The 19,827-nt window shown below is 55.8% G+C and carries 20 protein-coding genes; 16 read left to right on the forward strand and 4 right to left on the reverse strand.

The genetic code is table 11. The features are described from left to right. Positions 1-74 precede the first annotated feature (74 nt). Positions 75-2,093, forward strand: coding sequence for an NADPH-dependent 2,4-dienoyl-CoA reductase (locus F3J28_RS14385; RefSeq protein WP_166877155.1), 2,019 nt, complete (start codon positions 75-77; stop codon positions 2,091-2,093). Here the strand turns inward: F3J28_RS14385 and rlmG are convergent. Next, entirely contained in the window at positions 2,090-3,226 is a 1,137-nt protein-coding gene (gene rlmG / locus F3J28_RS14390; RefSeq protein ID WP_166877158.1) for a 23S rRNA (guanine(1835)-N(2))-methyltransferase RlmG, read from the reverse strand. The genes F3J28_RS14385 and rlmG overlap by 4 nt on opposite strands. Before the next feature lie 84 nt (positions 3,227-3,310). Here rlmG and F3J28_RS14395 point away from each other — a divergent pair, with 84 nt between their 5' ends. The 4 genes from F3J28_RS14395 to sstT all read left to right on the forward strand — a co-directional run bounded on the left by F3J28_RS14395 (position 3,311) and on the right by sstT (position 7,581). Next, on the forward strand, positions 3,311-3,811 hold the full coding sequence (locus F3J28_RS14395) for a M48 metallopeptidase family protein (protein ID WP_039289830.1): 501 nt from the start codon (positions 3,311-3,313) through the stop codon (positions 3,809-3,811). Between the two features lie 48 nt (positions 3,812-3,859). Then, positions 3,860-4,858 (forward strand): Gfo/Idh/MocA family protein, encoded by a 999-nt coding sequence (locus tag F3J28_RS14400; RefSeq protein ID WP_166877161.1) that lies wholly within the window; start codon positions 3,860-3,862, stop codon positions 4,856-4,858. A 243-nt stretch (positions 4,859-5,101) separates the two neighbouring features. Next, positions 5,102-6,070 carry a TerC family protein gene (locus F3J28_RS14405; protein ID WP_166877164.1) on the forward strand — a complete coding sequence of 323 codons (969 nt, stop codon included), beginning with the start codon at positions 5,102-5,104 and terminating at the stop codon, positions 6,068-6,070. A 266-nt stretch (positions 6,071-6,336) separates the two neighbouring features. After that, entirely contained in the window at positions 6,337-7,581 is a 1,245-nt protein-coding gene (gene sstT / locus F3J28_RS14410; RefSeq protein ID WP_166877167.1) for a serine/threonine transporter SstT, read from the forward strand. 136 nt (positions 7,582-7,717) lie between these two features. Here the strand turns inward: sstT and F3J28_RS14415 are convergent, their stop codons facing one another. Together F3J28_RS14415 and uxaC are read right to left on the reverse strand one after the other, a co-directional pair. Next, on the reverse strand, positions 7,718-9,205 hold the full coding sequence (locus F3J28_RS14415; RefSeq protein WP_166877170.1) for a UxaA family hydrolase: 1,488 nt from the start codon (positions 9,203-9,205) through the stop codon (positions 7,718-7,720). A 7-nt stretch (positions 9,206-9,212) separates the two neighbouring features. After that, the gene (gene uxaC, locus F3J28_RS14420) at positions 9,213-10,625 is read right to left on the reverse strand and encodes a glucuronate isomerase (protein WP_166877173.1); all 1,413 of its coding nucleotides are present in this window, start codon (positions 10,623-10,625) and stop codon (positions 9,213-9,215) included. A 376-nt stretch (positions 10,626-11,001) separates the two neighbouring features. On the opposite strand from uxaC, the gene F3J28_RS14425 reads away from it, so the two are divergent. The 11 genes from F3J28_RS14425 to F3J28_RS14475 all read left to right on the forward strand — a co-directional run bounded on the left by F3J28_RS14425 (position 11,002) and on the right by F3J28_RS14475 (position 18,327). Then, positions 11,002-12,303 carry an MFS transporter gene (locus tag F3J28_RS14425; protein ID WP_166877176.1) on the forward strand — a complete coding sequence of 434 codons (1,302 nt, stop codon included), beginning with the start codon at positions 11,002-11,004 and terminating at the stop codon, positions 12,301-12,303. Positions 12,304-12,413: 110 nt separating this feature from the next. After that, the gene (gene exuR, locus F3J28_RS14430; RefSeq protein ID WP_166877178.1) at positions 12,414-13,190 is read left to right on the forward strand and encodes a transcriptional regulator ExuR; all 777 of its coding nucleotides are present in this window, start codon (positions 12,414-12,416) and stop codon (positions 13,188-13,190) included. A 319-nt stretch (positions 13,191-13,509) separates the two neighbouring features. Next, on the forward strand, positions 13,510-14,172 hold the full coding sequence (gene yqjA, locus F3J28_RS14435) for a DedA family general envelope maintenance protein YqjA (protein ID WP_166877181.1): 663 nt from the start codon (positions 13,510-13,512) through the stop codon (positions 14,170-14,172). A 9-nt stretch (positions 14,173-14,181) separates the two neighbouring features. Then, positions 14,182-14,559 (forward strand): EnvZ/OmpR regulon moderator MzrA, encoded by a 378-nt coding sequence (gene mzrA, locus F3J28_RS14440; protein WP_166867124.1) that lies wholly within the window; start codon positions 14,182-14,184, stop codon positions 14,557-14,559. A 174-nt stretch (positions 14,560-14,733) separates the two neighbouring features. Next, on the forward strand, positions 14,734-15,102 hold the full coding sequence (locus F3J28_RS14445; RefSeq protein ID WP_166877184.1) for a DUF1090 domain-containing protein: 369 nt from the start codon (positions 14,734-14,736) through the stop codon (positions 15,100-15,102). 50 nt (positions 15,103-15,152) lie between these two features. After that, positions 15,153-15,458 carry an ElaB/YgaM/YqjD family protein gene (locus F3J28_RS14450; RefSeq protein WP_008460461.1) on the forward strand — a complete coding sequence of 102 codons (306 nt, stop codon included), beginning with the start codon at positions 15,153-15,155 and terminating at the stop codon, positions 15,456-15,458. Between the two features lies 1 nt (position 15,459). Further along, positions 15,460-15,858, forward strand: coding sequence for a phage holin family protein (locus F3J28_RS14455; protein ID WP_008460458.1), 399 nt, complete (start codon positions 15,460-15,462; stop codon positions 15,856-15,858). Further along, positions 15,855-16,145 carry a YqjK-like family protein gene (locus tag F3J28_RS14460; RefSeq protein ID WP_008460455.1) on the forward strand — a complete coding sequence of 97 codons (291 nt, stop codon included), beginning with the start codon at positions 15,855-15,857 and terminating at the stop codon, positions 16,143-16,145. The genes F3J28_RS14455 and F3J28_RS14460 overlap by 4 nt, the downstream gene beginning before the upstream one ends. Positions 16,146-16,392: 247 nt before the next feature. Next, a complete protein-coding gene (locus F3J28_RS14465; RefSeq protein WP_166877187.1) occupies positions 16,393-16,785 on the forward strand; it encodes a DoxX family protein in 393 nt (130 codons plus the stop codon). Positions 16,786-16,858: 73 nt separating this feature from the next. Next, positions 16,859-17,851, forward strand: coding sequence for a glutathione S-transferase family protein (locus F3J28_RS14470; RefSeq protein ID WP_166877189.1), 993 nt, complete (start codon positions 16,859-16,861; stop codon positions 17,849-17,851). Between the two features lie 104 nt (positions 17,852-17,955). Next, complete coding sequence (locus F3J28_RS14475) at positions 17,956-18,327, forward strand: DUF805 domain-containing protein (protein ID WP_008460449.1); 372 nt, start codon at positions 17,956-17,958, stop codon at positions 18,325-18,327. A gap of 50 nt (positions 18,328-18,377) precedes the next feature. Here F3J28_RS14475 and mpl read toward each other — a convergent pair whose 3' ends face one another. After that, entirely contained in the window at positions 18,378-19,763 is a 1,386-nt protein-coding gene (gene mpl / locus F3J28_RS14480; RefSeq protein WP_166877191.1) for a UDP-N-acetylmuramate:L-alanyl-gamma-D-glutamyl-meso-diaminopimelate ligase, read from the reverse strand. Positions 19,764-19,827: the final 64 nt, after the last annotated feature.

Below are 19,827 nucleotides of genomic sequence, written 5' to 3' on the forward strand. Positions count from 1 at the left end.
CCCTTTTGCCCCGCGACGGCTAAATTAGAACTCATCCGACCACATAACAATAATGTTACAAATTGGGATTTATTATGAGCTACTCGTCGCTGCTTGCCCCGCTGGATCTTGGCTTCACCACTTTGAAAAACCGCGTGCTGATGGGCTCGATGCACACCGGGCTGGAAGAGCTGCCGGACGGCGCTGAGCGCCTTGCCGCTTTCTATGCCGAGCGCGCCCGGCACGGCGTGGCGCTGATTGTCACCGGCGGGATCGCCCCGTCGGCCTCAGGGGTGACCGTTGCCCACGGCGCGGTGCTGAACGACAAAAGCCAGCTGGCGCATCACCACATTGTAACCGGGGCGGTGCACCGCGAAGGCGGCAAGATTGCCCTGCAGATCCTGCACACCGGGCGCTACAGCTACCAGCCTAAGCTGGTCGCTCCGTCGGCCATTCAGGCGCCGATCAACCCGTTTAAACCCCATGAGCTCAGCCACGAAGAAGTGTTAACGCTGATTGAGGACTTTGCCCACTGCGCCAGCCTGGCGCGTGAAGCCGGGTATGACGGCGTGGAGATCATGGGCTCGGAAGGCTACCTGATTAACCAGTTTTTGGCCGCCCGCACCAACCAGCGCGACGATGAATGGGGCGGAGACTACGAACGCAGAATGCGTTTTGCCGTTGAAGTCGTGCGTACTGTGAGAGAACGCGTTGGCAAAGAATTTATTATTATTTACCGCCTGTCGCTGCTCGACCTCGTCGAAGGCGGCGGCAATTTTGAGCAGGCCGTCACCCTCGCCAAAGCGATAGAAAATGCGGGTGCGACGCTGATTAATACCGGTATCGGCTGGCACGAAGCCCGTATTCCTACCATCGCGACCTCCGTGCCACGCGGCGCGTTTAGCTGGGTAACCAAAAAACTGAGAGGCCATGTCGCGCTGCCGCTGGTGACCACCAACCGAATCAACACCCCGGAAACCGCAGAGCAGATCCTGGCCGACGGCGATGCGGATATGGTGTCGATGGCGCGCCCTTTCCTGGCTGACGCCGAGTTTGTTTCTAAGGCCGCTGCGAATCGCGCCGATGAAATCAATACCTGCATCGGCTGCAATCAGGCCTGTCTGGATCAGATCTTCGTGGGCAAAGTCACCTCTTGCCTCGTCAACCCGCGCGCCTGCCATGAAACCAAAATGACGGTTGTGCCTGTTTCACAACCGAAGCGCCTTGCGGTGGTAGGTGCTGGCCCCGCCGGGCTAGCCTTTGCGGTCAACGCCGCCGGGCGCGGCCATAGCGTCACGCTGTTTGACGCTGCGGCGGAGATTGGCGGGCAGTTTAATATCGCTAAACAGATCCCCGGCAAAGAGGAGTTTTTCGAAACGCTGCGCTACTACCGTCGGAAGCTGGCCCTCACCGGCGTGGACGTTCGCCTGAATCAGTACGTTACCTCTGAGATGCTGCACGACTACGACGAGGTTATTCTGGCCTCCGGGATTGCGCCGCGCCTGCCGGAGATTGACGGCATCGGGCATCCGAAGGTGCTGAGCTATGTCGATGTGCTGCGCGACAAAGCCCCTGTGGGCAAACGCGTGGCGGTGATTGGCGCGGGCGGTATCGGGTTTGATACTTCGATGTACCTGAGCCAGGAAGGGGCATCCACCAGCCAGAGCATCGCCGAGTTCTGCGTGGAATGGGGGATTGATACCAGCCTGCAAACGTCAGGCGGCCTGCGCCCGGAAGGGCCTCATCTGCACAAAAGCCCGCGCAGTATCTTCCTGCTGCAGCGTAAAACCAGCAAACCGGGCGAAGGTCTGGGCAAAACGACGGGCTGGATCCACCGCACTACGCTTGCCGCGCGAGGCGTGAAAATGATGGCTGGCGTGAGCTACGAGCGTATTGACGATGCCGGGCTGCATATCACCGTCGGCGGGGAGCCACAGCTGTTGGAAGTGGATAACGTGATTATTTGTGCCGGGCAGAATCCGCGCCGCGAGCTGGCTGAGCCTTTACAGGCGATGGGTAAACCCGTGCATTTGATTGGCGGGGCCGATGTGGCTCTGGAGCTGGATGCCCGGCGCGCTATCGCGCAGGGCACCCGTTTAGCGCTGGAGATTTAGCGGCGACGGCCTAACTTCACCGCTTTCAGCACCACGAACTTGTTGTTCGTTGCCACCGTGGTGCAGTTGCCGAAGATCTTCTTCAGCTTACGGAAGTAGTCGAGGTGGCGGTTGGCCACAATGTACAGCTCGCCGTTGATTTTCAGGCAGCGGCGAGCGTGGTGGAACATTTCCCACGCGATCTGATCCGTCAGGGCATGCTGCTGGTGGAACGGCGGGTTGCACAGTACGGCGTTAAAGCGGAAAGGCTCCACGCCGGACAGCGCGTTGTTGATCATAAACTCACAGCGGTCGATATCGCCCGGCAGGTTGGTTTCAACGTTCAGGCGCGCGGAAGCCACCGCCATCGGCGATTCATCCACAAACACCACCTGCGCCAGCGGGTTTTTCTCCAGCAGCGTCAGGCCAATCACGCCGTTACCGCAGCCCAGATCGACAATCTCGCCTTCCAGGTCCGACGGCAAACTTTCGAGGAAGAAACGCGCGCCGATATCCAGCCCGGTGCGGGAAAAGACGTTGGCGTGGTTGTGAATCGTCCACTCGGTGCCCTCCAGCTTCCAGCTCAGCGTTTCCGGCACGTCCGCCAGTTCCGGTTTGGTGAAGGTCGGGTTAATCAGACGCGCTTTTTTCCACGCCAGCGTGGTGGTGGTTGGCCCTAAAATTTTTTCAAACAGCTCCAGCGTGGAGTTGTGAATGTCCCGCGCTTTCGCGCCCGCAATAATGCGGGTTTCCGGCGTCACGACTTTGCGCAGCGCACGCAGCTGCTGCTCGAGCAGGGCCAGCGTCTTAGGAATTTTAATCAGCACCAGCCCCGGCGCCTGCGGGTAAGCCGCGGTGCTGTCGAGGAAGGTGACGCTGTTTTCCGGGATGTCGTTCTCGCGCAGGTTTTCACGCGTGGCCAGCTCGCTTAAGTACGAGTCGCCAATGCTGTATGGCTTGTGTTCGGCCAGCACGCAGGCCAGCGCGCCGAAGGTATCGTTAAAAACAAGAACGGGGCCGACTGGCTCAAGTTCGTCTACCTGCTGCAACAGGTAGTCATCTGCCGCTTCCCACGCCTGCAGCGGGTTTACGTCGTCCGTTTCCGGAAAACGCTTCAGCGTCAGTGAACGAAAACCGTTGTCTAATTGGCTCATCGGCCCTCCTGGATGGTAAAGTTTGGTGATATCCCCATAGCGGGGGCGAGAGTATACCTTTTTTTCCTTCAACCTGAGACAAGCATGAGCGAACTGATTTATTTAAGCGGCTATCCGGAGCATTTGCTCTCGCAGGTGCGCACCCTGATTAGCGAGCAGCGCCTCGGCGCGGTGCTGGAAAAACGCTACCCGCAGGGGCACAACATCGCGACCGATAAAGCGCTTTATGCTTACACTCAGGAGTTGAAAAACCAGTTTCTGCGCAATGCGCCCCCGATAAATAAAGTCGCCTATGACAACAAGATCCACGTGCTGAACAACGCGCTGGGGCTGCATACCGCGATTTCCCGCGTGCAGGGCAACAAATTAAAAGCCAAGGCGGAAATTCGCGTGGCGACCGTGTTTCGCACCGCCCCTGAAGCTTTTTTACGCATGATTGTGGTTCACGAACTGGCGCATCTTAAGGAGAAGGATCACAACAAAGCGTTTTACTCCTTGTGCTGTCATATGGAACCGCAGTATCACCAGTTAGAATTCGATACACGACTTTGGCTTACCCAGCTGGCGCTTAGCGGCGCGGCTTGATAAAGCCCCGATTTATTGACTATCGACTTCCGGAGAACGCACCCGTTTATGATACGTTTCGCTGTGATTGGAACCAACTGGATCACCCGCCAGTTCGTGGATGCCGCCCATGAGAGCGGCAAATATAAGCTGACTGCGGTGTACTCCCGCAGCCTCGAACAGGCGCAAAGCTTCGCCAACGATTACCCGGTGGAGCATCTGTTTACTTCGCTGGATGAGCTGGCGAAGAGCGATGTTATCGACGCGGTGTATATCGCCAGCCCGAACTCGCTGCACGGCCCGCAGAGCCTGCTGTTCCTTAGCCACAAAAAACACGTTATTTGCGAGAAGCCGCTGGCGTCTAATCTGGCCGAAGTTGAAGCGGCTATCGCCTGCGCCCGCGAAAATCAGGTGGTGCTGTTCGAGGCGTTTAAAACCGCCAGCCTGCCGAACTTTATTGCCCTGCAGCAGGCGCTGCCGAAGGTGGGGAAAATTCGCAAGGTGCTGCTCAACTACTGCCAGTACTCTTCCCGCTACCAGCGCTACCTGGACGGTGAAAATCCGAACACCTTTAATCCGGCATTTTCTAACGGCTCGATCATGGACATCGGTTTCTACGTGCTGGCCTCGGCGGCGGCATTGTGGGGCGAGCCGCAAGCCGTTCACGCCACGGCTTCCCTGCTGGACAGCGGCGTAGACGCACACGGCACCGTGCAGCTGAACTACGGTGATTTTGACGTGACCCTGCTGCATTCCAAAGTGAGCGACTCGACGATCCCAAGCGAAATTCAGGGCGAAGCCGGAGCACTGGTTGTCGAAAAAATCTCTGAATGCCAGCGGGTGACGTTTATCCCACGCGGCGGCAAACCGCAGGATCTGAGCCTGCCGCAGCATATCAACACCATGCTTTATGAAGCAGAAACGTTCGCGCGCCTGGTGGAAGCGAACGAGGTTAATCACGCCGGACTGGTAACATCGCGCATCACCTCAGCGCTGGCGACGGAAATCCGCCGCCAGACCGGGGTGAAGTTCCCGGCGGACGATGTGGACCAGCAGGCCACGGCGTAAAGTATTTCATATAAAAGTGGGTATCAAATATTGACCAAAGCCATGGCTTGTCATATTTTGTTACCTGCAAAGGGGAGTAACTTCATTGCCGGTTAATCGTCATTACGATGCGCAAGCATCCGGTTGCCGGGCGACGTGAAAACGTCGTAAGTGAGACCTTGCCGGAAGGCGAGATCCCTGTTGCAAGCGAAAGCGGCTGGCGTCTTCTGATGTTGGCCGTTTTTGTTTTCAAGGAATCTTATTATGCATACTGTCGGTACTCCGCTGCTCTGGGGCAGCTTCGCCGTCGTGGTTGCCATCATGCTGGCGATCGATCTGCTGGTTCAGGGCCGCCGTGGCTCGCAAACCATGTCGATGAAACAGGCGGCCGTCTGGTCGCTAGTCTGGGTTTCACTTTCCCTGCTGTTTAACCTCGCTTTCTGGTGGTATCTCAGCGGCACTGCCGGGCGTGAAGTCGCCGATACTCAGGCGCTGGCCTTCCTCACCGGTTATCTGATTGAAAAAGCTCTGGCGGTCGATAACGTCTTCGTCTGGCTGATGCTGTTCAGCTACTTTGCCGTGCCTGCTGCGCTGCAGCGGCGTGTGCTGGTCTACGGCGTACTGGGCGCAATAATCCTCAGGACCATCATGATCTTCGGCGGCAGCTGGCTGATTACCCAGTTCGAATGGCTGCTGTATGTCTTCGGCGCTTTCCTGCTCTTCACCGGTGTGAAAATGGCGCTGGCAAAAGAGGACGATAGTGGCATCGGCGATAAACCGCTGGTTCGCTGGTTGCGCAGTCATCTGCGCATGACGGACAAAATTGAGAACGAGCGCTTCTTCGTGCGCCAGAACGGCCTCCTGTACGCCACCCCACTGCTGCTGGTGCTGATTCTGGTCGAGCTGAGCGACGTGATTTTCGCGGTAGATAGCATTCCGGCGATCTTCGCAGTGACCACCGACCCGTTTATCGTGCTGACCTCTAACCTGTTCGCGATTCTCGGCCTGCGTGCCATGTACTTCCTGCTGGCTGGCGTGGCGGAGCGTTTCTCGATGCTGAAATATGGCCTGTCGGTGATCCTGGTATTTATCGGCATTAAGATGCTGATCGTCGATTTCTACCATATTCCTGTCGCCGTTTCGCTCGGCGTGGTGGGTGGGATTCTGGCGGGAACGCTGATTATCAATGCGTGGGTCAACCACCGTAACGACCAAAAGACGCCGGTCAAATAGACCAGCTTCTCATCACAAATTAAGGGGCGTAATGCCCCTTTTTCATTCTGGCAATCCGCTATCGCATCAAACTACTGAATATGTGACGCACATGTTAATAATTAGTTGCAAAATCTAACGCTGAGCGCAATTCCAGCTTGAAATGCTTTTTCCTTCACCGCTTTTCCTTATACTCACCGGGCAAACACATTTTCTTACAACCGCACAGACGTAGCGCACTACGCACGCGGTACAGCACGACATCACTGAAACACAGGAAGGTATTCATGAGTTCGCAAGCTTCTGGACTACTGCAGCGCTTTGCCCGCGGCAGCCTCGTAAAACAAATTCTTGTTGGCCTGGTGCTGGGCATTCTGCTCGCACTGGTCTCAAAACCTGCCGCTATCGCAACCGGCCTGCTCGGCACGCTGTTCGTCGGCGCATTGAAAGCCGTGGCGCCGGTGCTGGTGCTCACGCTGGTAATGGCGTCCATCGCGAATCATCAGCAGGGCCAAAAAACCAATATTCGCCCTATCCTGGTGCTCTATTTACTGGGCACCTTCTCCGCCGCGCTGACCGCCGTCGTCGTTAGCTTTATGTTCCCTTCCACGCTCCATCTGACCAGCAGCGCCACGGACATTACGCCGCCTTCCGGGATCGTCGAGGTGGTTCACGGTTTACTGATGAGCGTGATTGCCAACCCGATACACGCCCTGCTGAACGCTAACTACATCGGTATTCTGGTGTGGGCGGTCGGCCTGGGCTTTGCGCTGCGCCACGGAAACGAAACGACCAAAAACCTGGTGAACGACCTGTCTGACGCGGTGACGTTTATCGTGAAGGTGGTGATCCGCTTCGCCCCTATCGGGATCTTTGGCCTGGTCGCCTCCACGCTTGCCACCACAGGTTTCTCCACGCTCTGGAGCTATGCCCAGCTACTGCTGGTGCTGCTGGGCTGTATGTTCGGCGTGGCGCTGATCATCAATCCGCTGCTGGTGTTTATGACCACTCGCCGTAACCCGTATCCGCTGGTGCTGGCCTGCCTGCGCGAAAGCGGGGTGACCGCGTTCTTTACCCGCAGCTCGGCGGCGAATATTCCGGTTAACATGAACATGTGCCAGAAGATGAACCTGGATCGCGATACTTATTCGGTGTCGATTCCCCTGGGGGCAACGATCAATATGGCCGGGGCGGCCATCACGATTACGGTACTGACGCTGGCGGCAGTGCATACGCTGGGCGTGTCGGTGGATCTGCCGACCGCGCTGCTGCTGAGCGTGGTGGCTTCACTTTGCGCCTGCGGGGCTTCAGGCGTGGCGGGCGGTTCGCTGCTGCTGATCCCACTGGCCTGCGGCATGTTTGGCATACCGAACGAGATTGCCATGCAGGTGGTGGCGGTCGGCTTTATCATCGGCGTATTGCAGGATTCCTGCGAAACCGCGTTGAACTCTTCGACCGACGTTATCTTTACTGCCGCCGTTTGCCAGGCAGAAGATGCTCGTCTGGCGAAGGCCGATTTGTTACGCGGCTAATTCCGACACTTCCAGCTTTTTACCCTCACCCTAACCCTCTCCCTAAAAGGGAGAGGGAAAAAAACCTGTCTCCCACAGCTTGTTTTCTCCCTCGCCCCTTTGGGGAGAGGGCCGGGGTGAGGGGAGGATCGGGAATTCATAGCGTGACGCCGCTTTTAAACAGCGCCAGCTCGCGAAAATCATTTTTCTCGTTGCAGGTTGGCGCGCCGTTCACTTTCTCAACTATCGTCTCAATAAACTGCGCCAGCAGCTCGGGCATCGTGCTGCCATGCAGCAGCCTGCCTGCGTCAAAGTCTATCCAGTGCGGTTTTTTCGCGGCCAGTTCGCTGTTAGTGGCGATTTTTAGCGTCGGCACAAAGCCGCCGTAGGGCGTCCCTCGCCCGGTACTGAACAGCACCATATGGCAGCCTGCTCCCGCCAAAGCGCTTGTGGCGACCGCGTCGTTGCCGGGTGCACTCAACAGATTTAAACCAGCCTGTTTTAGCCTTTCACCATAGCGAAGAACATCAACCACCTGGCTTTCGCCGGCTTTTTGCGTACAGCCGAGGGATTTCTCCTCAAGCGTGGTGATCCCGCCCGCTTTATTCCCCGGCGACGGATTCTCGTAGATGGGCTGCTGGTGTGCAATGAAGTAGCGCTTGAAGTCGTTGACCATCGCCACGGTTTTCTCAAACGTGGCTTCGTCACGGCAATGGCTCATCAGCAGCCGCTCCGCGCCGAACATTTCCGGCACTTCCGTCAGTACCGTGGTGCCGCCGTTCGCCACCATATAGTCCGAGAACCGGCCCAGCATCGGGTTGGCGGTAATACCGGAGAGGCCGTCCGAACCGCCGCATTCCAGCCCGAATTTCAGCTCGCTCAGTTTACCTGGTTCGCGCCTGTCGTGGCGCATGACCTCATACAAAGCGTGGAGATGCTCCAGCCCCGCCTCAACCTCATCGTCCTGCTGCTGAAGCGCCATGAAATGAACGCGTTCTGGGTCGTATTCACCTAAGGTTTCGCGGAAAGCAGCGATCTGATTGTTCTCGCAGCCCAGCCCCACCACCAGCACCGCGCCCGCGTTTGGGTGATGCACCATGTTTTGCAGCATGGTGCGGGTGTTGAGATGGTCGTCCCCCAGTTGGGAGCAGCCAAACTGATGGCTGAACAGCCAGGCACCGTCGATATCCGGGGCGTTATTGGTTTCCTGCAGGAAACGGCTCAGCATCTGGCGAGCCATGCCGTTCACGCAGCCAACGGTCGGCAGGATCCATAGCTCGTTACGAACGCCGACCGCGCCGTTGCTGCGGCGATAGATGTTGACGTTCCGGTCGCCAAAAGGCTCCGCCGCTGGCACGACTTCCGGCTGATAGCGGTATTCATCGACGTCATTAAGGTTGGTGCGCAGGTTATGGGAATGCAGATGCTCACCTGCGGCGACATGGCAAAGTGCGTGGCCAATAGGCAAACCGTACTTCACGACGTTTGCCCCTTCGGCAATTGGCTGGAGCGCAAACTTATGGCCGCGCGCGATCGGCTGGCGCAGCCTGAAAGCTTCCGGCGGAGTACCTATCTCTTCGCCTTCCGGCAGGTCCACCAACGCGACAGCAACGTTATCCAGCGCATGGATCCTGATATATCGCATCGCGGCCTCAGTTCAGCTCAATGGCAAAGTAGTCGCGGGCGTTGTTGAAACAGATGTTTTTCACCATCTCCCCCAGCAGCGGCATATCTTCAGGCACTTCCCCCGCCTGGACCCAGTGGCCAAGCATGCGGCACAGAATACGGCGGAAGTATTCGTGGCGCGTGTAGGAGAGGAAACTGCGGCTGTCGGTTAGCATACCAACGAAGCGGCTCAGCAGCCCAAGCTGGGCAAGCTGGGTCATCTGCCGCTCCATGCCGTCTTTCTGATCGTTAAACCACCAGCCGGAGCCGAACTGCATTTTGCCTGGCATCCCTTCCCCCTGGAAGTTACCGACCATCGTGCCAATCACCTCGTTATCCCGAGGATTGAGGCAGTAGAGAATAGTTTTCGGCAGCAGGTTTTCTTCATTTTGCTTGCTTAACAGTTTCGACAGCGGCTCGGCCAGCGGGCGATCGTTTATCGAATCAAAGCCTACATCCGGCCCCAGCAGGCGGAACTGCCGCTGGTTATTGTTGCGCAGCGCGCCGATATGGTACTGCTGCACCCAGCCGCGACGGGCGTATTCGGTGCCAAGCCAGGCCAGCACCGCCGTTTTAAATTGCGCGACTTCGGTGTCGTTAACCGCGCCACCAGCCAGACGACGGGCAAGAATAGCATCCAGCGTAGCTTCATCCGCTTCGGCAAAGACCACCACGTCCAGAGCGTGATCGGCTACCTTACAACCGTGGGCAGCAAAATGATCGAGCCTTTTGCTCAGAGCCGCCTGGAGGTCGCTAAAGCGACGAATATCGGTGTCGGACACGGCGGCCAGCGTCGAGATGTAGTCGGTAAACGTCGCCTGTTCGATATTAAAGGCTTTGTCCGGCCGCCAGCTCGGCAGCACTTTGATGTCGAAGCTGCCGTCCTTGGCCACGGCGGCGTGGTGTTCCAGAGAGTCCACCGGATCGTCAGTGGTGCCGACCATTTTCACGTTCATCTGCTGCATGATGCCGCGGGCGGTAAACGTATCTTGCTCCAGCAAAGCGTTGCATTGCTGCCAGATTTCCTCGCCCGTTGCCGGCGAGAGTAACTTGCCGGTAATGCCAAACGGGCGTCGCAGCTCCAGGTGCGTCCAGTGATAAAGAGGGTTGCCGAGGGTGTGCGGCACGGTGGCAGCCCAGGCGTCAAACTTTTCACGGTCGCTGGCATCACCGGTGCAAAGCCGCTCAGCCACGCCGTTAGTCCGCATCGCACGCCACTTGTAGTGATCCCCTTTCAGCCAGATGTCATACAGGTTTTTAAAGCGATAGTTGTCAGCAATTTGCTGCGGCGGCAGATGACAGTGGTAGTCAAAAATGGGCTGCGATCTCGCGTAGTCATGGTACAGACGGCGGGAAACTTCAGTATCAAGGAGAAAGTCATCAGTCATAAAAGGGGTCATAGGAGATTTCCTCTGCAGATAACGGTGCTATGTATTCGCATCATGATGGCACAAAGTTATCACACCAATTTTTATGCAACGACCTCAAATTTGCGTCAATAGTCACAAAACAAACACATAATTTCCGTCTTTATGTGCATAAAACCGACTAAACCCCGCGCCGATACTGACCTGAGAGCAAGGTATAGCCCAACATTACGCGAAAATGCTTTTGTGATATCACTCAACTTATAAAGGTGTATGACAAGTTATCGTTCAAACCGTCGCAGTACCTCTTGCCGGGCAACGCTTGCCGCGGCCCATGGGTGACAAGAGCAGGAACGGAAGCCGATTTATCGGGAACAACGTTCACAATAAAGACGGGATGGGGTTAGAAATGCGAAAAATAAAAGGTTTACGCTGGTACATGATAGCGCTGGTGACGCTGGGCACCGTGCTGGGCTATCTGACCCGCAACACGGTGGCCGTCGCGGCTCCCACGCTGATGAGCGAACTGAATATCACCACGCAGCAATACTCGTGGATCATCGCCGCCTATTCAGCTTGTTATACCGTTATGCAGCCTGTCGCGGGCTACCTGCTTGACGTGCTGGGCACCAAAGTAGGCTACGCGGTGTTCGCCGTCGCCTGGGCTATTTTCTGTGGCGCAACCGCACTGGCGGGCAGCTGGGGAGGTCTCGCTCTTGCCCGTGGCGCAGTCGGTGCCGCCGAAGCGGCGATGATCCCCGCAGGGCTAAAGGCCAGCAGCGAGTGGTTCCCCGCCAAAGAGCGCTCTATTGCGGTGGGGTATTTCAACGTCGGCTCTTCCATTGGGGCAATGATTGCCCCGCCGCTGGTAGTCTGGGCCATTGTGATGCACAGCTGGCAGATGGCGTTCATGATAACCGGCGCACTGAGCTTTATCTGGGCCATGATCTGGCTGTGGTTCTACAAAAACCCCCGCGACCAGAAAAAACTCACCAGCGAAGAACGCGAGTACATCATTAGCGGCCAGGAAGCCCAGCACCAGACCGATAACACGAAAAAGATGTCGGCGTGGAAAATCCTGCGTAACCGCCAGTTCTGGGGTATCGCCTTACCGCGCTTCCTCGCTGAGCCCGCGTGGGGCACGTTCAATGCCTGGATACCGCTGTTCATGTTTAAAGCCTATGGCTTCAACCTGAAAGAGATCGCGATGTTCGCGTGGATGCCCATGCTGTTCGCCGATTTTGGCTGCATTCTTGGGGGCTATTTACCGCCGCTGTTCCAGCGCTGGTTTGGCGTTAACCTGATTGTTTCGCGCAAGCTGGTGGTCACTATGGGGGCCATCCTGATGATTGGGCCTGGCACGATAGGCCTGTTTACCAGCCCTTACGTGGCGATTGCCTTGCTCTGCGTGGGTGGATTTGCTCATCAGGCGCTGTCCGGAGCGTTAATCACCCTGTCGTCCGACGTTTTTGGCCGGAACGAAGTCGCCACGGCGAACGGCCTGACGGGCATGGCAGCCTGGACCGCCAGCACCTTGTTTGCTCTGGTCGTCGGCGCGCTGGCCGACACAATGGGATTCAGTCCGCTTTTCGCAGCGCTTGCCGTGTTCGATCTTCTCGGCGCGATTGTTATCTGGACGGTGCTGAAAAACCAGTCTGCCAGTGAACTCGCAGCCACTGCTCCCGCCCCGGAGGCCGTGACACAGTCTTGATGTAAAAACCGCCGCCTTCGGGCGGCAATTCTCACGTTGGTTGCTAGAGCGTCACCGGGAAAAGTGGTATAACAAATTTATTCACATACCGCCTTCTCCCGGAGCAACTTATGGATGCCGTAGAACCCCGCCGCCTTTATCAGCAGCTTGCCGCCGAATTAAAACAACGCATTGAAACCGGTGTTTATCAGGTCGGGGAAAAACTGCCTGCGGAGCGGTTTATCGCCGAAGAGAAAAACGTCAGCCGCACCGTCGTCCGCGAAGCAATCATCATGCTGGAAGTGGAAGGCTACGTTGAGGTTCGCAAGGGCTCGGGCATTCACGTCATGTCTAACCAGGCAAAATACATGACCGTGCCGGATGAGCGTTTTGAGTTTGCCAATTATGGCCCTTTCGAGCTGCTGCAGGCGAGGCAGCTTATTGAAAGTAATATCGCGGAGTTCGCCGCCACCCAGGTCACCAAGCAAGATATTGTGAAATTGATGGAGATCCAGGAAAAAGCGCGAAAAGAGCAAACTTATCGTGATTCTGAGTGGGATCTGCAGTTTCACGTCCAGGTTGCACTGGCTACGCAAAACGGCGCGCTGGCGACCATCGTCGAAAAAATGTGGAGTCACCGCATCCACAACCCGTACTGGAAGAAACTGCACGAACACATCGATATGCGCCCGGTAGACAACTGGTGTGATGATCACGATCAAATTCTTAAGGCCCTGATTCGTAAAGATCCACATGCTGCAAAACTGGCGATGTGGCAGCATCTGGAAAACACCCGTCAAATGCTGTTTAACGCCACCAGCGATGATTTTGAATTCAATGCCGACCGCTATTTCTTTGCAGAAAACCCGGTCATTCACCTTGATACAGCCACAAACGGTCAAAAATAGTCATTTTTCCGGTCGAGGGTAAGCAAACCATAAATAGTGTCAGCGTTTGTAAATACCCTCGCCAGCCTCTCCCCCAGTAAGCAAAATCATTCCTCAACAAACTGCAAATACTGTGACGTATAACGCGTAGTTTTGTTACAATTAGATGCAATTTCACCGCCTGTGTGGGCTCAGCGCCATCCCGCTGTCGTTTCACGTGATATTAGTCCGACACCGCAGCACAGGCAGTGGGTTGTTGTCAGCAAATAAGAATAAAAACCATGCTGCATTCTGCTCATCCGTTTCACCGGCGGCCTAAACGAAGTGCCAGGAACCCTGAATGGAACTACTGACTCAACTGCTTTCCGCTCTCTGGAGCCAGGATTTTGAAACGCTTGCCAATCCATCGATGATTGGCATGCTCTATTTTGTGCTGTTCATGATTATATTTCTTGAGAACGGCATACTTCCGGCTGCGTTCTTACCCGGCGACAGTTTGCTCGTGCTGGTTGGCGTTCTTATCGCCAAAGGGGCGATGGGTTTTCCAGAAACCATCGCATTGCTGACCATTGCCGCAAGCCTCGGCAGCTGGCTGGGCTATATCCAGGGGCGCTGGTTGGGAAATACCCGTATTGTACAAAACTGGCTGTCGCACCTGCCGGCCCATTATCACCAGCGCTCACATCAGCTTTTCCATAAGCACGGGCTGTCTGCGCTGCTCATTGGCCGCTTTATTGCTTTTGTTCGTACCCTGCTGCCAACTATTGCCGGATTATCAGGTCTTAGTAGCGCACGTTTTCAGTTCTTCAACTGGATGAGCGGCCTGCTGTGGATATTGATTCTGACCACCCTGGGTTATCTGCTGGGCAAAACGCCTGTCTTCCTGAAGTACGAAGACGCCCTGATGTCATGCCTGATGCTGATCCCGGTGGTGCTTCTGGTCATCGGTCTGGTCGGTTCGTTAATCGTGCTTTGGCGTAAAAAACGCGGCCAGAGCAGTTAGAGGGATTCGATGAAATTAGCATTCACACGCCGCCTGAAGGCGGCGCTGCTTGTTGGGGCCCTGGCGATTGCATCGCTGATGGTGTGGTCCGGCATGCAGAATAAGGATTCCACCCTCGAAATTCGTGCCTCGCGGCAGGGCGGGAGTATTCCCGACGGCTTTTATGTCTGGCATCACCTGGATGCCAACGGTATCCGCTTTAAAAGCATTACGCCGCTCAATAACACGCTATTGGTCACGTTTGATTCCAGCGCGCAGAGTGAGGCGGCAAAAGAAGTGCTCAACCGCACGCTGCCCCAGGGATATGTCATTGCCCAGCAGGACGGTGATAAAGACGCGCTTGCCTGGCTCTCTATTCTGCGTCCTGACCACAACCACCTCGGCTGATCCCCTTCTCTCAGTCTGAATTTGCTATCATCTTCTGGGTTTTTAGCAGATTCATGACTATGCTTTAGCTGTTTTTAACACCCTTTATCTGCGCTTTTTCGACACTCTGGAACGACGCATGGAGTATGATCGTCTGATACTTTTATGATTCGTCTTACAATGGAAGGTTTAACCATGAATTACCGCACCGTACTGGCTCTTGCTTTACTCACGCTAACCTCTGCCGCACAGGCAAATACCTTGTGCAACGAGAAAGAGCAGGATATTCAACGCGAGATTGGCTATGCGGAAAAACATAATAATCAGCACCGTATTGATGGCCTGAAAAAGGCCCTGAGTGAAGTGCGCGCCAACTGCAGCGACACTAGCCTGCGTGCGGAGCACCAAAAGAAGATAGCCAAACAAAAAGCGGAAGTCGAAGAGCGTAAAGCCGATCTCATCGAAGCCCGTCAGAAGGGTGACCCGGACAAAATCAGCAAACGCGAGAAGAAACTTGCGGAAGCAGAAGATAGCCTCAAAGCTTTAGAGAAGCGTGATTACTGATTGTGTAGTCGCAGACTTTAAGGATCCATCTCAAACACTCGGAGAGAACTATGTCAAAAGATACTACGTCAGAACATTTACGCGCTGAGTTGAAATCCCTGGCAGATACGCTTGAAGAAGTCCTGAGTGCGTCCACGGACAAGTCAAAAACTGAACTGGACAAACTGCGTGCCAAAGCGGAAAAAACGCTAAAAGAGAGCCGGGATCGCCTGGGTGAAACCAGCGAAGCCATCGCCAAACAAACCCGTGAAGCGGCCGCCAAAGCGGATGATTATGTTCGCGAGAACCCGTGGACCGGCGTAGGCATTGGTGCGGCGGTAGGCGTCGTGCTGGGTGTGCTGCTGGCACGTCGCTAAGATGGCGGATTCTCACCAAAGCCAGGGGCCGGGCAAAAGCGTACTCGGCGTTGGACAGCGGCTGGTGACGATTCTGGTCGGCATGGTCGAAACGCGCGTGCGTCTTGCCGTCGTCGAACTGGAAGAGGAAAAAGCGCACATCGTTCAGCTGCTGCTGATGCTGGGTCTGACCATGCTGTTCGCTGCCTTTGGCTTAATGAGCCTGATGGTGCTGATTATCTGGGCCGTTGATCCGCAGTATCGTCTTAACGCCATGATTGCTACCACCGTCGTCCTGCTGTCGCTGGCATTGATCGGCGGTATCTGGACGCTGCGGAAGTCCCGTCAATCAACCCTGCTGCGCCACACCCGGCGCGAGCTGGAAAACGACAGGGCCCTGCTGGAAGAGGATAAGCGATGAGCGATGCAGAACGTGATAAACGTAAAGCCTATCTGCTCAGCCAGGTTCAGCAACAGCGGCTCGATCTCAGCGCCGCAAAACGCGACTGGCTGCAGGTCACCAGCCCCTACGATCGCGGCTGGAACACCTTAGTCAGCCTGCGGAGCTACGCGATGATCGCCAGCAGCGTGTTGGCAATCTGGACGGTGAAGCACCCAGGTAAGTTCATGCGCTGGGCCAAACGAGGATTTGGCGCCTGGAGCACCTGGCGGCTGATTCGTAACACGCTTAACACGCCCTCGCGCTAAACTTAAACACCGCCTCTGGCGGTGTTTTTATTTCTGCCCCTTCTCTTCCATACCTCGTATTTTTACTTTCCTGACTTAGTTTCCTCAGGATATTTGAAGAACTTAGACAGTTTTCCTTGCTAACAATCTTTTTTCACCCCGTCTATTATCCTCCCCATCGACAGCAAACATCGGTAACCACTGGAGTTTGCGCACCTTTTAAGCCCTGGCCGAAAACGCCGGAAAAAAAGAACCGCTGGAGAGAAAAATGAAAAAATTAGAAGATGTTGGCGTACTGGTTGCTCGTATTCTGATGCCAATCCTGTTTATTACCGCTGGCTGGGGCAAAATCACCGGTTATGCAGGCACACAGCAGTACATGGAAGCCATGGGCGTGCCGGGTGCACTGCTCCCGCTGACCATCCTGCTTGAGTTCGGCGGCGGTCTGGCCATTCTGTTCGGCTTCCTGACCCGCACAACCGCGCTGATTACCGCGCTGTTTACCGTGCTGACTGCGCTCCTGTTCCACAGCAACTTTGCTGAAGGCGTGAACTCCATTATGTTCATGAAAAACCTCACCATCGCAGGTGGCTACCTGTTGCTGGCGGTCTTCGGCCCAGGCGCAATCAGCCTTGACCGCGTCCTGAATAAAAAATGGTAAGCGTTCTATACTGATGAACACCGAGAAAGCGAAGACACCGTCTTCGCTTTTTTGCTATTGAGGAGGAGAAAAAATGGGACAACTCATCGACGGCGTCTGGCATGACGTCTGGTACGACACCAAATCGACCGGCGGCCGCTTTAAACGCTCTGAATCCGTCTTCCGCAACTGGCTGACTGCCGACGGCGCAGCGGGCCCCTCCGGCAAAGCAGGATTCGCCGCAGAGAAAGATCGCTATCATCTCTATGTGTCTCTCGCCTGCCCCTGGGCGCACCGGACGCTTATCGTGCGTAAGTTAAAAGGCCTCGAGCCCTTTATTTCCGTTTCCGTCGTTAACCCGCTGATGCTGCAAAATGGCTGGACGTTCGCGGAAAATTTCCCGGAGGCAACCGGCGACACGCTTTACCACCATGAGTTCCTCTACCAGCTTTATCTGCAGGCCGATCCTCATTACACGGGCCGCGTGACGGTGCCCGTACTTTGGGATAAGAAAAACCAGACGATCGTCAGCAACGAGTCCGCAGAAATCATTCGGATGTTTAATACGGCCTTTGATGCCCTGGGTGCGCGTCCCGGCAACTATTACCCCGACGAGCTAAAAGGCGAGATTGATGAGCTGAACGGCTGGATTTATGACACGGTGAATAACGGCGTATACAAAGCCGGCTTTGCCACTTCTCAGGAAGCCTACGATGAAGCCGTTGAAAAAGTTTTTATCTCCCTGGCGCGTCTGGAGCAAATTCTTGGTCAGCATCGCTACTTAACCGGCCCGCAGCTAACCGAGGCAGACCTTCGCCTGTGGACGACCCTTGTCCGTTTTGACCCGGTGTATGTCACCCACTTCAAGTGCGATAAATACCGCATCAGCGACTACCCAAATCTTTACGGCTTCCTGCGCGATATCTATCAGTTACCCGGCGTCCGTGAAACGGTAAGTTTCCCGCATATCCGTACCCACTATTATTGCAGCCATAAAACTATCAACCCAACCGGCATCATTTCCCTCGGCCCTGCACAAGATTTAGACGAGCCGCACGGGCGAGATGAGCGGTTTAGGAAGAGTTAAGAATATTCAGCACAACAACGATTTACGGCCTATGCATTCACGACTATTCTTGAATCGATCGCTTCCCGTTCAGGTGATTGTCGGATAATCAAGGCAGGCCTTAGATGGATTGGTATTTCAAAGCATTAAGAAATTACATTGGGTTTGGCGGGCGGGCTCGCCGCAAAGAGTACTGGATGTTTCATCTGGTGAACTTCATCCTGGCGGGCGTGCTGAGCGTGCTGGATAAAATGCTTGGGCTGCACATCGCCAAGGATGAAGGGGCACTCACCACGATTTATACCGTTCTGGTTTTACTGCCGCTTTGGGCAGTCCAGTTTCGCCGCCTGCACGACACCGACCGCTCAGCCTGGTGGCTGTTGCTGCTGTTAATCCCGATTGTCGGCTGGCTGATAATTCTGGCATTCAACTGCCAGGATGGCACGCCGGGAACTAACCGCTTTGGGCCAGATTCTAAGGCCCCTGAACTCTACTAAACAAAAAGGGCGTCCCGTAAGGCACGCCCTTTTCTCATCATGCTCTGCGCTTAAAACGCCTGCTCACTCTGCTGTTCAGCTTTCTTCGCCAGACCATCCAGCAGTTTCTGATGAATACCGCCGAAGCCGCCGTTGCTCATGACCAGAATATGGTCGCCAGGCTGGGCCGTTTTCACTACCATCTCCGCGAGCGTGTCCACGTCTGCGCTCCAGTGCGCTGGCTGCACGCACGCTTCCGCCACTTCAGCAACCTGCCACGGAATGTGCTGCGGCTGAAGCAGGAACACTTCGTCCGCGCGCCCCAGCGAAGGAGCCAGATCGTCTTTGCAGACGCCCATTTTCATGGTGTTAGAACGAGGTTCCAGCACGGCCAGAATGCGAGCGGTGCCGCCCACTTTCCCGCGCAGGGCAGCAAGCGTAGCCAGAATCGCCGTCGGGTGATGTGCAAAATCGTCATAAACGGTGACGCCATGCGCTTCACCGCGCAGTTCAAGGCGGCGACGAGCGTTCACAAAACTACCCAGCGCCTGGGCTGCGTCAGCTGGGGTAACGCCAACATGACGGGCAGCGGCAATGGCCATCAGGCCGTTATGCATATTGTGTTCGCCGACCAGCTGCCAGTTCACGGTGCCAACGCATTCGCCATCCAGGTAAACTTCCCACTGAGAAGCATCGGTCGTCAGCTTCTTCGCCTGCCAGTGGCCCTGATCGCCCACCAGCTCCTGCTCACTCCAGCAGCCCATCGCCAGGGTTTGCTTCAGATTGGCGTCGTTTTCCGGCCAGATAATTTTACCCTGCCCCGGGACGATGCGTACCAGGTGATGGAACTGCTTCTGGATCGCTTTCAGATCGTCAAAGATATCCGCGTGATCGAACTCAAGGTTATTGAGGATCAGCGTCCGCGGGCAGTAATGGACAAATTTGGAGCGTTTGTCGAAAAACGCGCAGTCATATTCATCGGCTTCAATAACGAAGAAGGGGCTATCGCCCAGACGCGCAGAGACGTCAAAGTTACCCGGTACGCCGCCGATAACAAAGCCAGGCTTGTAGCCGCAGGCTTCAAGGATCCAGGTCGCCATGCCGGCGGTGGTGGTTTTCCCGTGCGTCCCCGCCACCGCAATCACCCAGCGGTCACGCAGCACAAAACCATGCAGCCACTGCGGGCCGGACATATACGGAATGCCCTGCTCAAGAACGGCTTCCACGCACGGATTACCGCGCGTCATCGCGTTGCCGATGATCACCAGGTCCGGGTGCGGATCGAGCTGGCTTGCGTCATAACCTTCGATTAACGAGATCCCCTGCTCTTCGAGCAGCGTACTCATCGGTGGGTAAACATTGGCGTCCGAGCCCGTCACTTCATGCCCTAAAGAGCGTGCCAGCATCGCCAGGCCGCCCATAAAGGTGCCACAGATCCCTAGAATATGAATGCGCATACGAAACTATCCTTTCTTTGTTTGGCGCACATTCTAACCGCATGGCTGCGGAGGCGAAACGCAT

The sequence above is a fragment of the Enterobacter sp. Ap-1006 genome (assembly GCF_011752835.1).
Classification (GTDB): Bacteria; Pseudomonadota; Gammaproteobacteria; order Enterobacterales; family Enterobacteriaceae; genus Cedecea.

What these genes read in the sequence shown, in the direction of transcription:
- F3J28_RS14385 (WP_166877155.1), top strand. Translation starts at nt 75, where the DNA reads ATGAGCTACTCGTCGCTGCTTGCCCCGCTGGATCTTGGCTTCACCACT.
- rlmG (WP_166877158.1), bottom strand. Translation starts at nt 3,226, where the DNA reads ATGAGCCAATTAGACAACGGTTTTCGTTCACTGACGCTGAAGCGTTTT.
- F3J28_RS14395 (WP_039289830.1), top strand. Translation starts at nt 3,311, where the DNA reads ATGAGCGAACTGATTTATTTAAGCGGCTATCCGGAGCATTTGCTCTCG.
- F3J28_RS14400 (WP_166877161.1), top strand. Translation starts at nt 3,860, where the DNA reads ATGATACGTTTCGCTGTGATTGGAACCAACTGGATCACCCGCCAGTTC.
- F3J28_RS14405 (WP_166877164.1), top strand. Translation starts at nt 5,102, where the DNA reads ATGCATACTGTCGGTACTCCGCTGCTCTGGGGCAGCTTCGCCGTCGTG.
- sstT (WP_166877167.1), top strand. Translation starts at nt 6,337, where the DNA reads ATGAGTTCGCAAGCTTCTGGACTACTGCAGCGCTTTGCCCGCGGCAGC.
- F3J28_RS14415 (WP_166877170.1), bottom strand. Translation starts at nt 9,205, where the DNA reads ATGCGATATATCAGGATCCATGCGCTGGATAACGTTGCTGTCGCGTTG.
- uxaC (WP_166877173.1), bottom strand. Translation starts at nt 10,625, where the DNA reads ATGACCCCTTTTATGACTGATGACTTTCTCCTTGATACTGAAGTTTCC.
- F3J28_RS14425 (WP_166877176.1), top strand. Translation starts at nt 11,002, where the DNA reads ATGCGAAAAATAAAAGGTTTACGCTGGTACATGATAGCGCTGGTGACG.
- exuR (WP_166877178.1), top strand. Translation starts at nt 12,414, where the DNA reads ATGGATGCCGTAGAACCCCGCCGCCTTTATCAGCAGCTTGCCGCCGAA.
- yqjA (WP_166877181.1), top strand. Translation starts at nt 13,510, where the DNA reads ATGGAACTACTGACTCAACTGCTTTCCGCTCTCTGGAGCCAGGATTTT.
- mzrA (WP_166867124.1), top strand. Translation starts at nt 14,182, where the DNA reads ATGAAATTAGCATTCACACGCCGCCTGAAGGCGGCGCTGCTTGTTGGG.
- F3J28_RS14445 (WP_166877184.1), top strand. Translation starts at nt 14,734, where the DNA reads ATGAATTACCGCACCGTACTGGCTCTTGCTTTACTCACGCTAACCTCT.
- F3J28_RS14450 (WP_008460461.1), top strand. Translation starts at nt 15,153, where the DNA reads ATGTCAAAAGATACTACGTCAGAACATTTACGCGCTGAGTTGAAATCC.
- F3J28_RS14455 (WP_008460458.1), top strand. Translation starts at nt 15,460, where the DNA reads ATGGCGGATTCTCACCAAAGCCAGGGGCCGGGCAAAAGCGTACTCGGC.
- F3J28_RS14460 (WP_008460455.1), top strand. Translation starts at nt 15,855, where the DNA reads ATGAGCGATGCAGAACGTGATAAACGTAAAGCCTATCTGCTCAGCCAG.
- F3J28_RS14465 (WP_166877187.1), top strand. Translation starts at nt 16,393, where the DNA reads ATGAAAAAATTAGAAGATGTTGGCGTACTGGTTGCTCGTATTCTGATG.
- F3J28_RS14470 (WP_166877189.1), top strand. Translation starts at nt 16,859, where the DNA reads ATGGGACAACTCATCGACGGCGTCTGGCATGACGTCTGGTACGACACC.
- F3J28_RS14475 (WP_008460449.1), top strand. Translation starts at nt 17,956, where the DNA reads ATGGATTGGTATTTCAAAGCATTAAGAAATTACATTGGGTTTGGCGGG.
- mpl (WP_166877191.1), bottom strand. Translation starts at nt 19,763, where the DNA reads ATGCGCATTCATATTCTAGGGATCTGTGGCACCTTTATGGGCGGCCTG.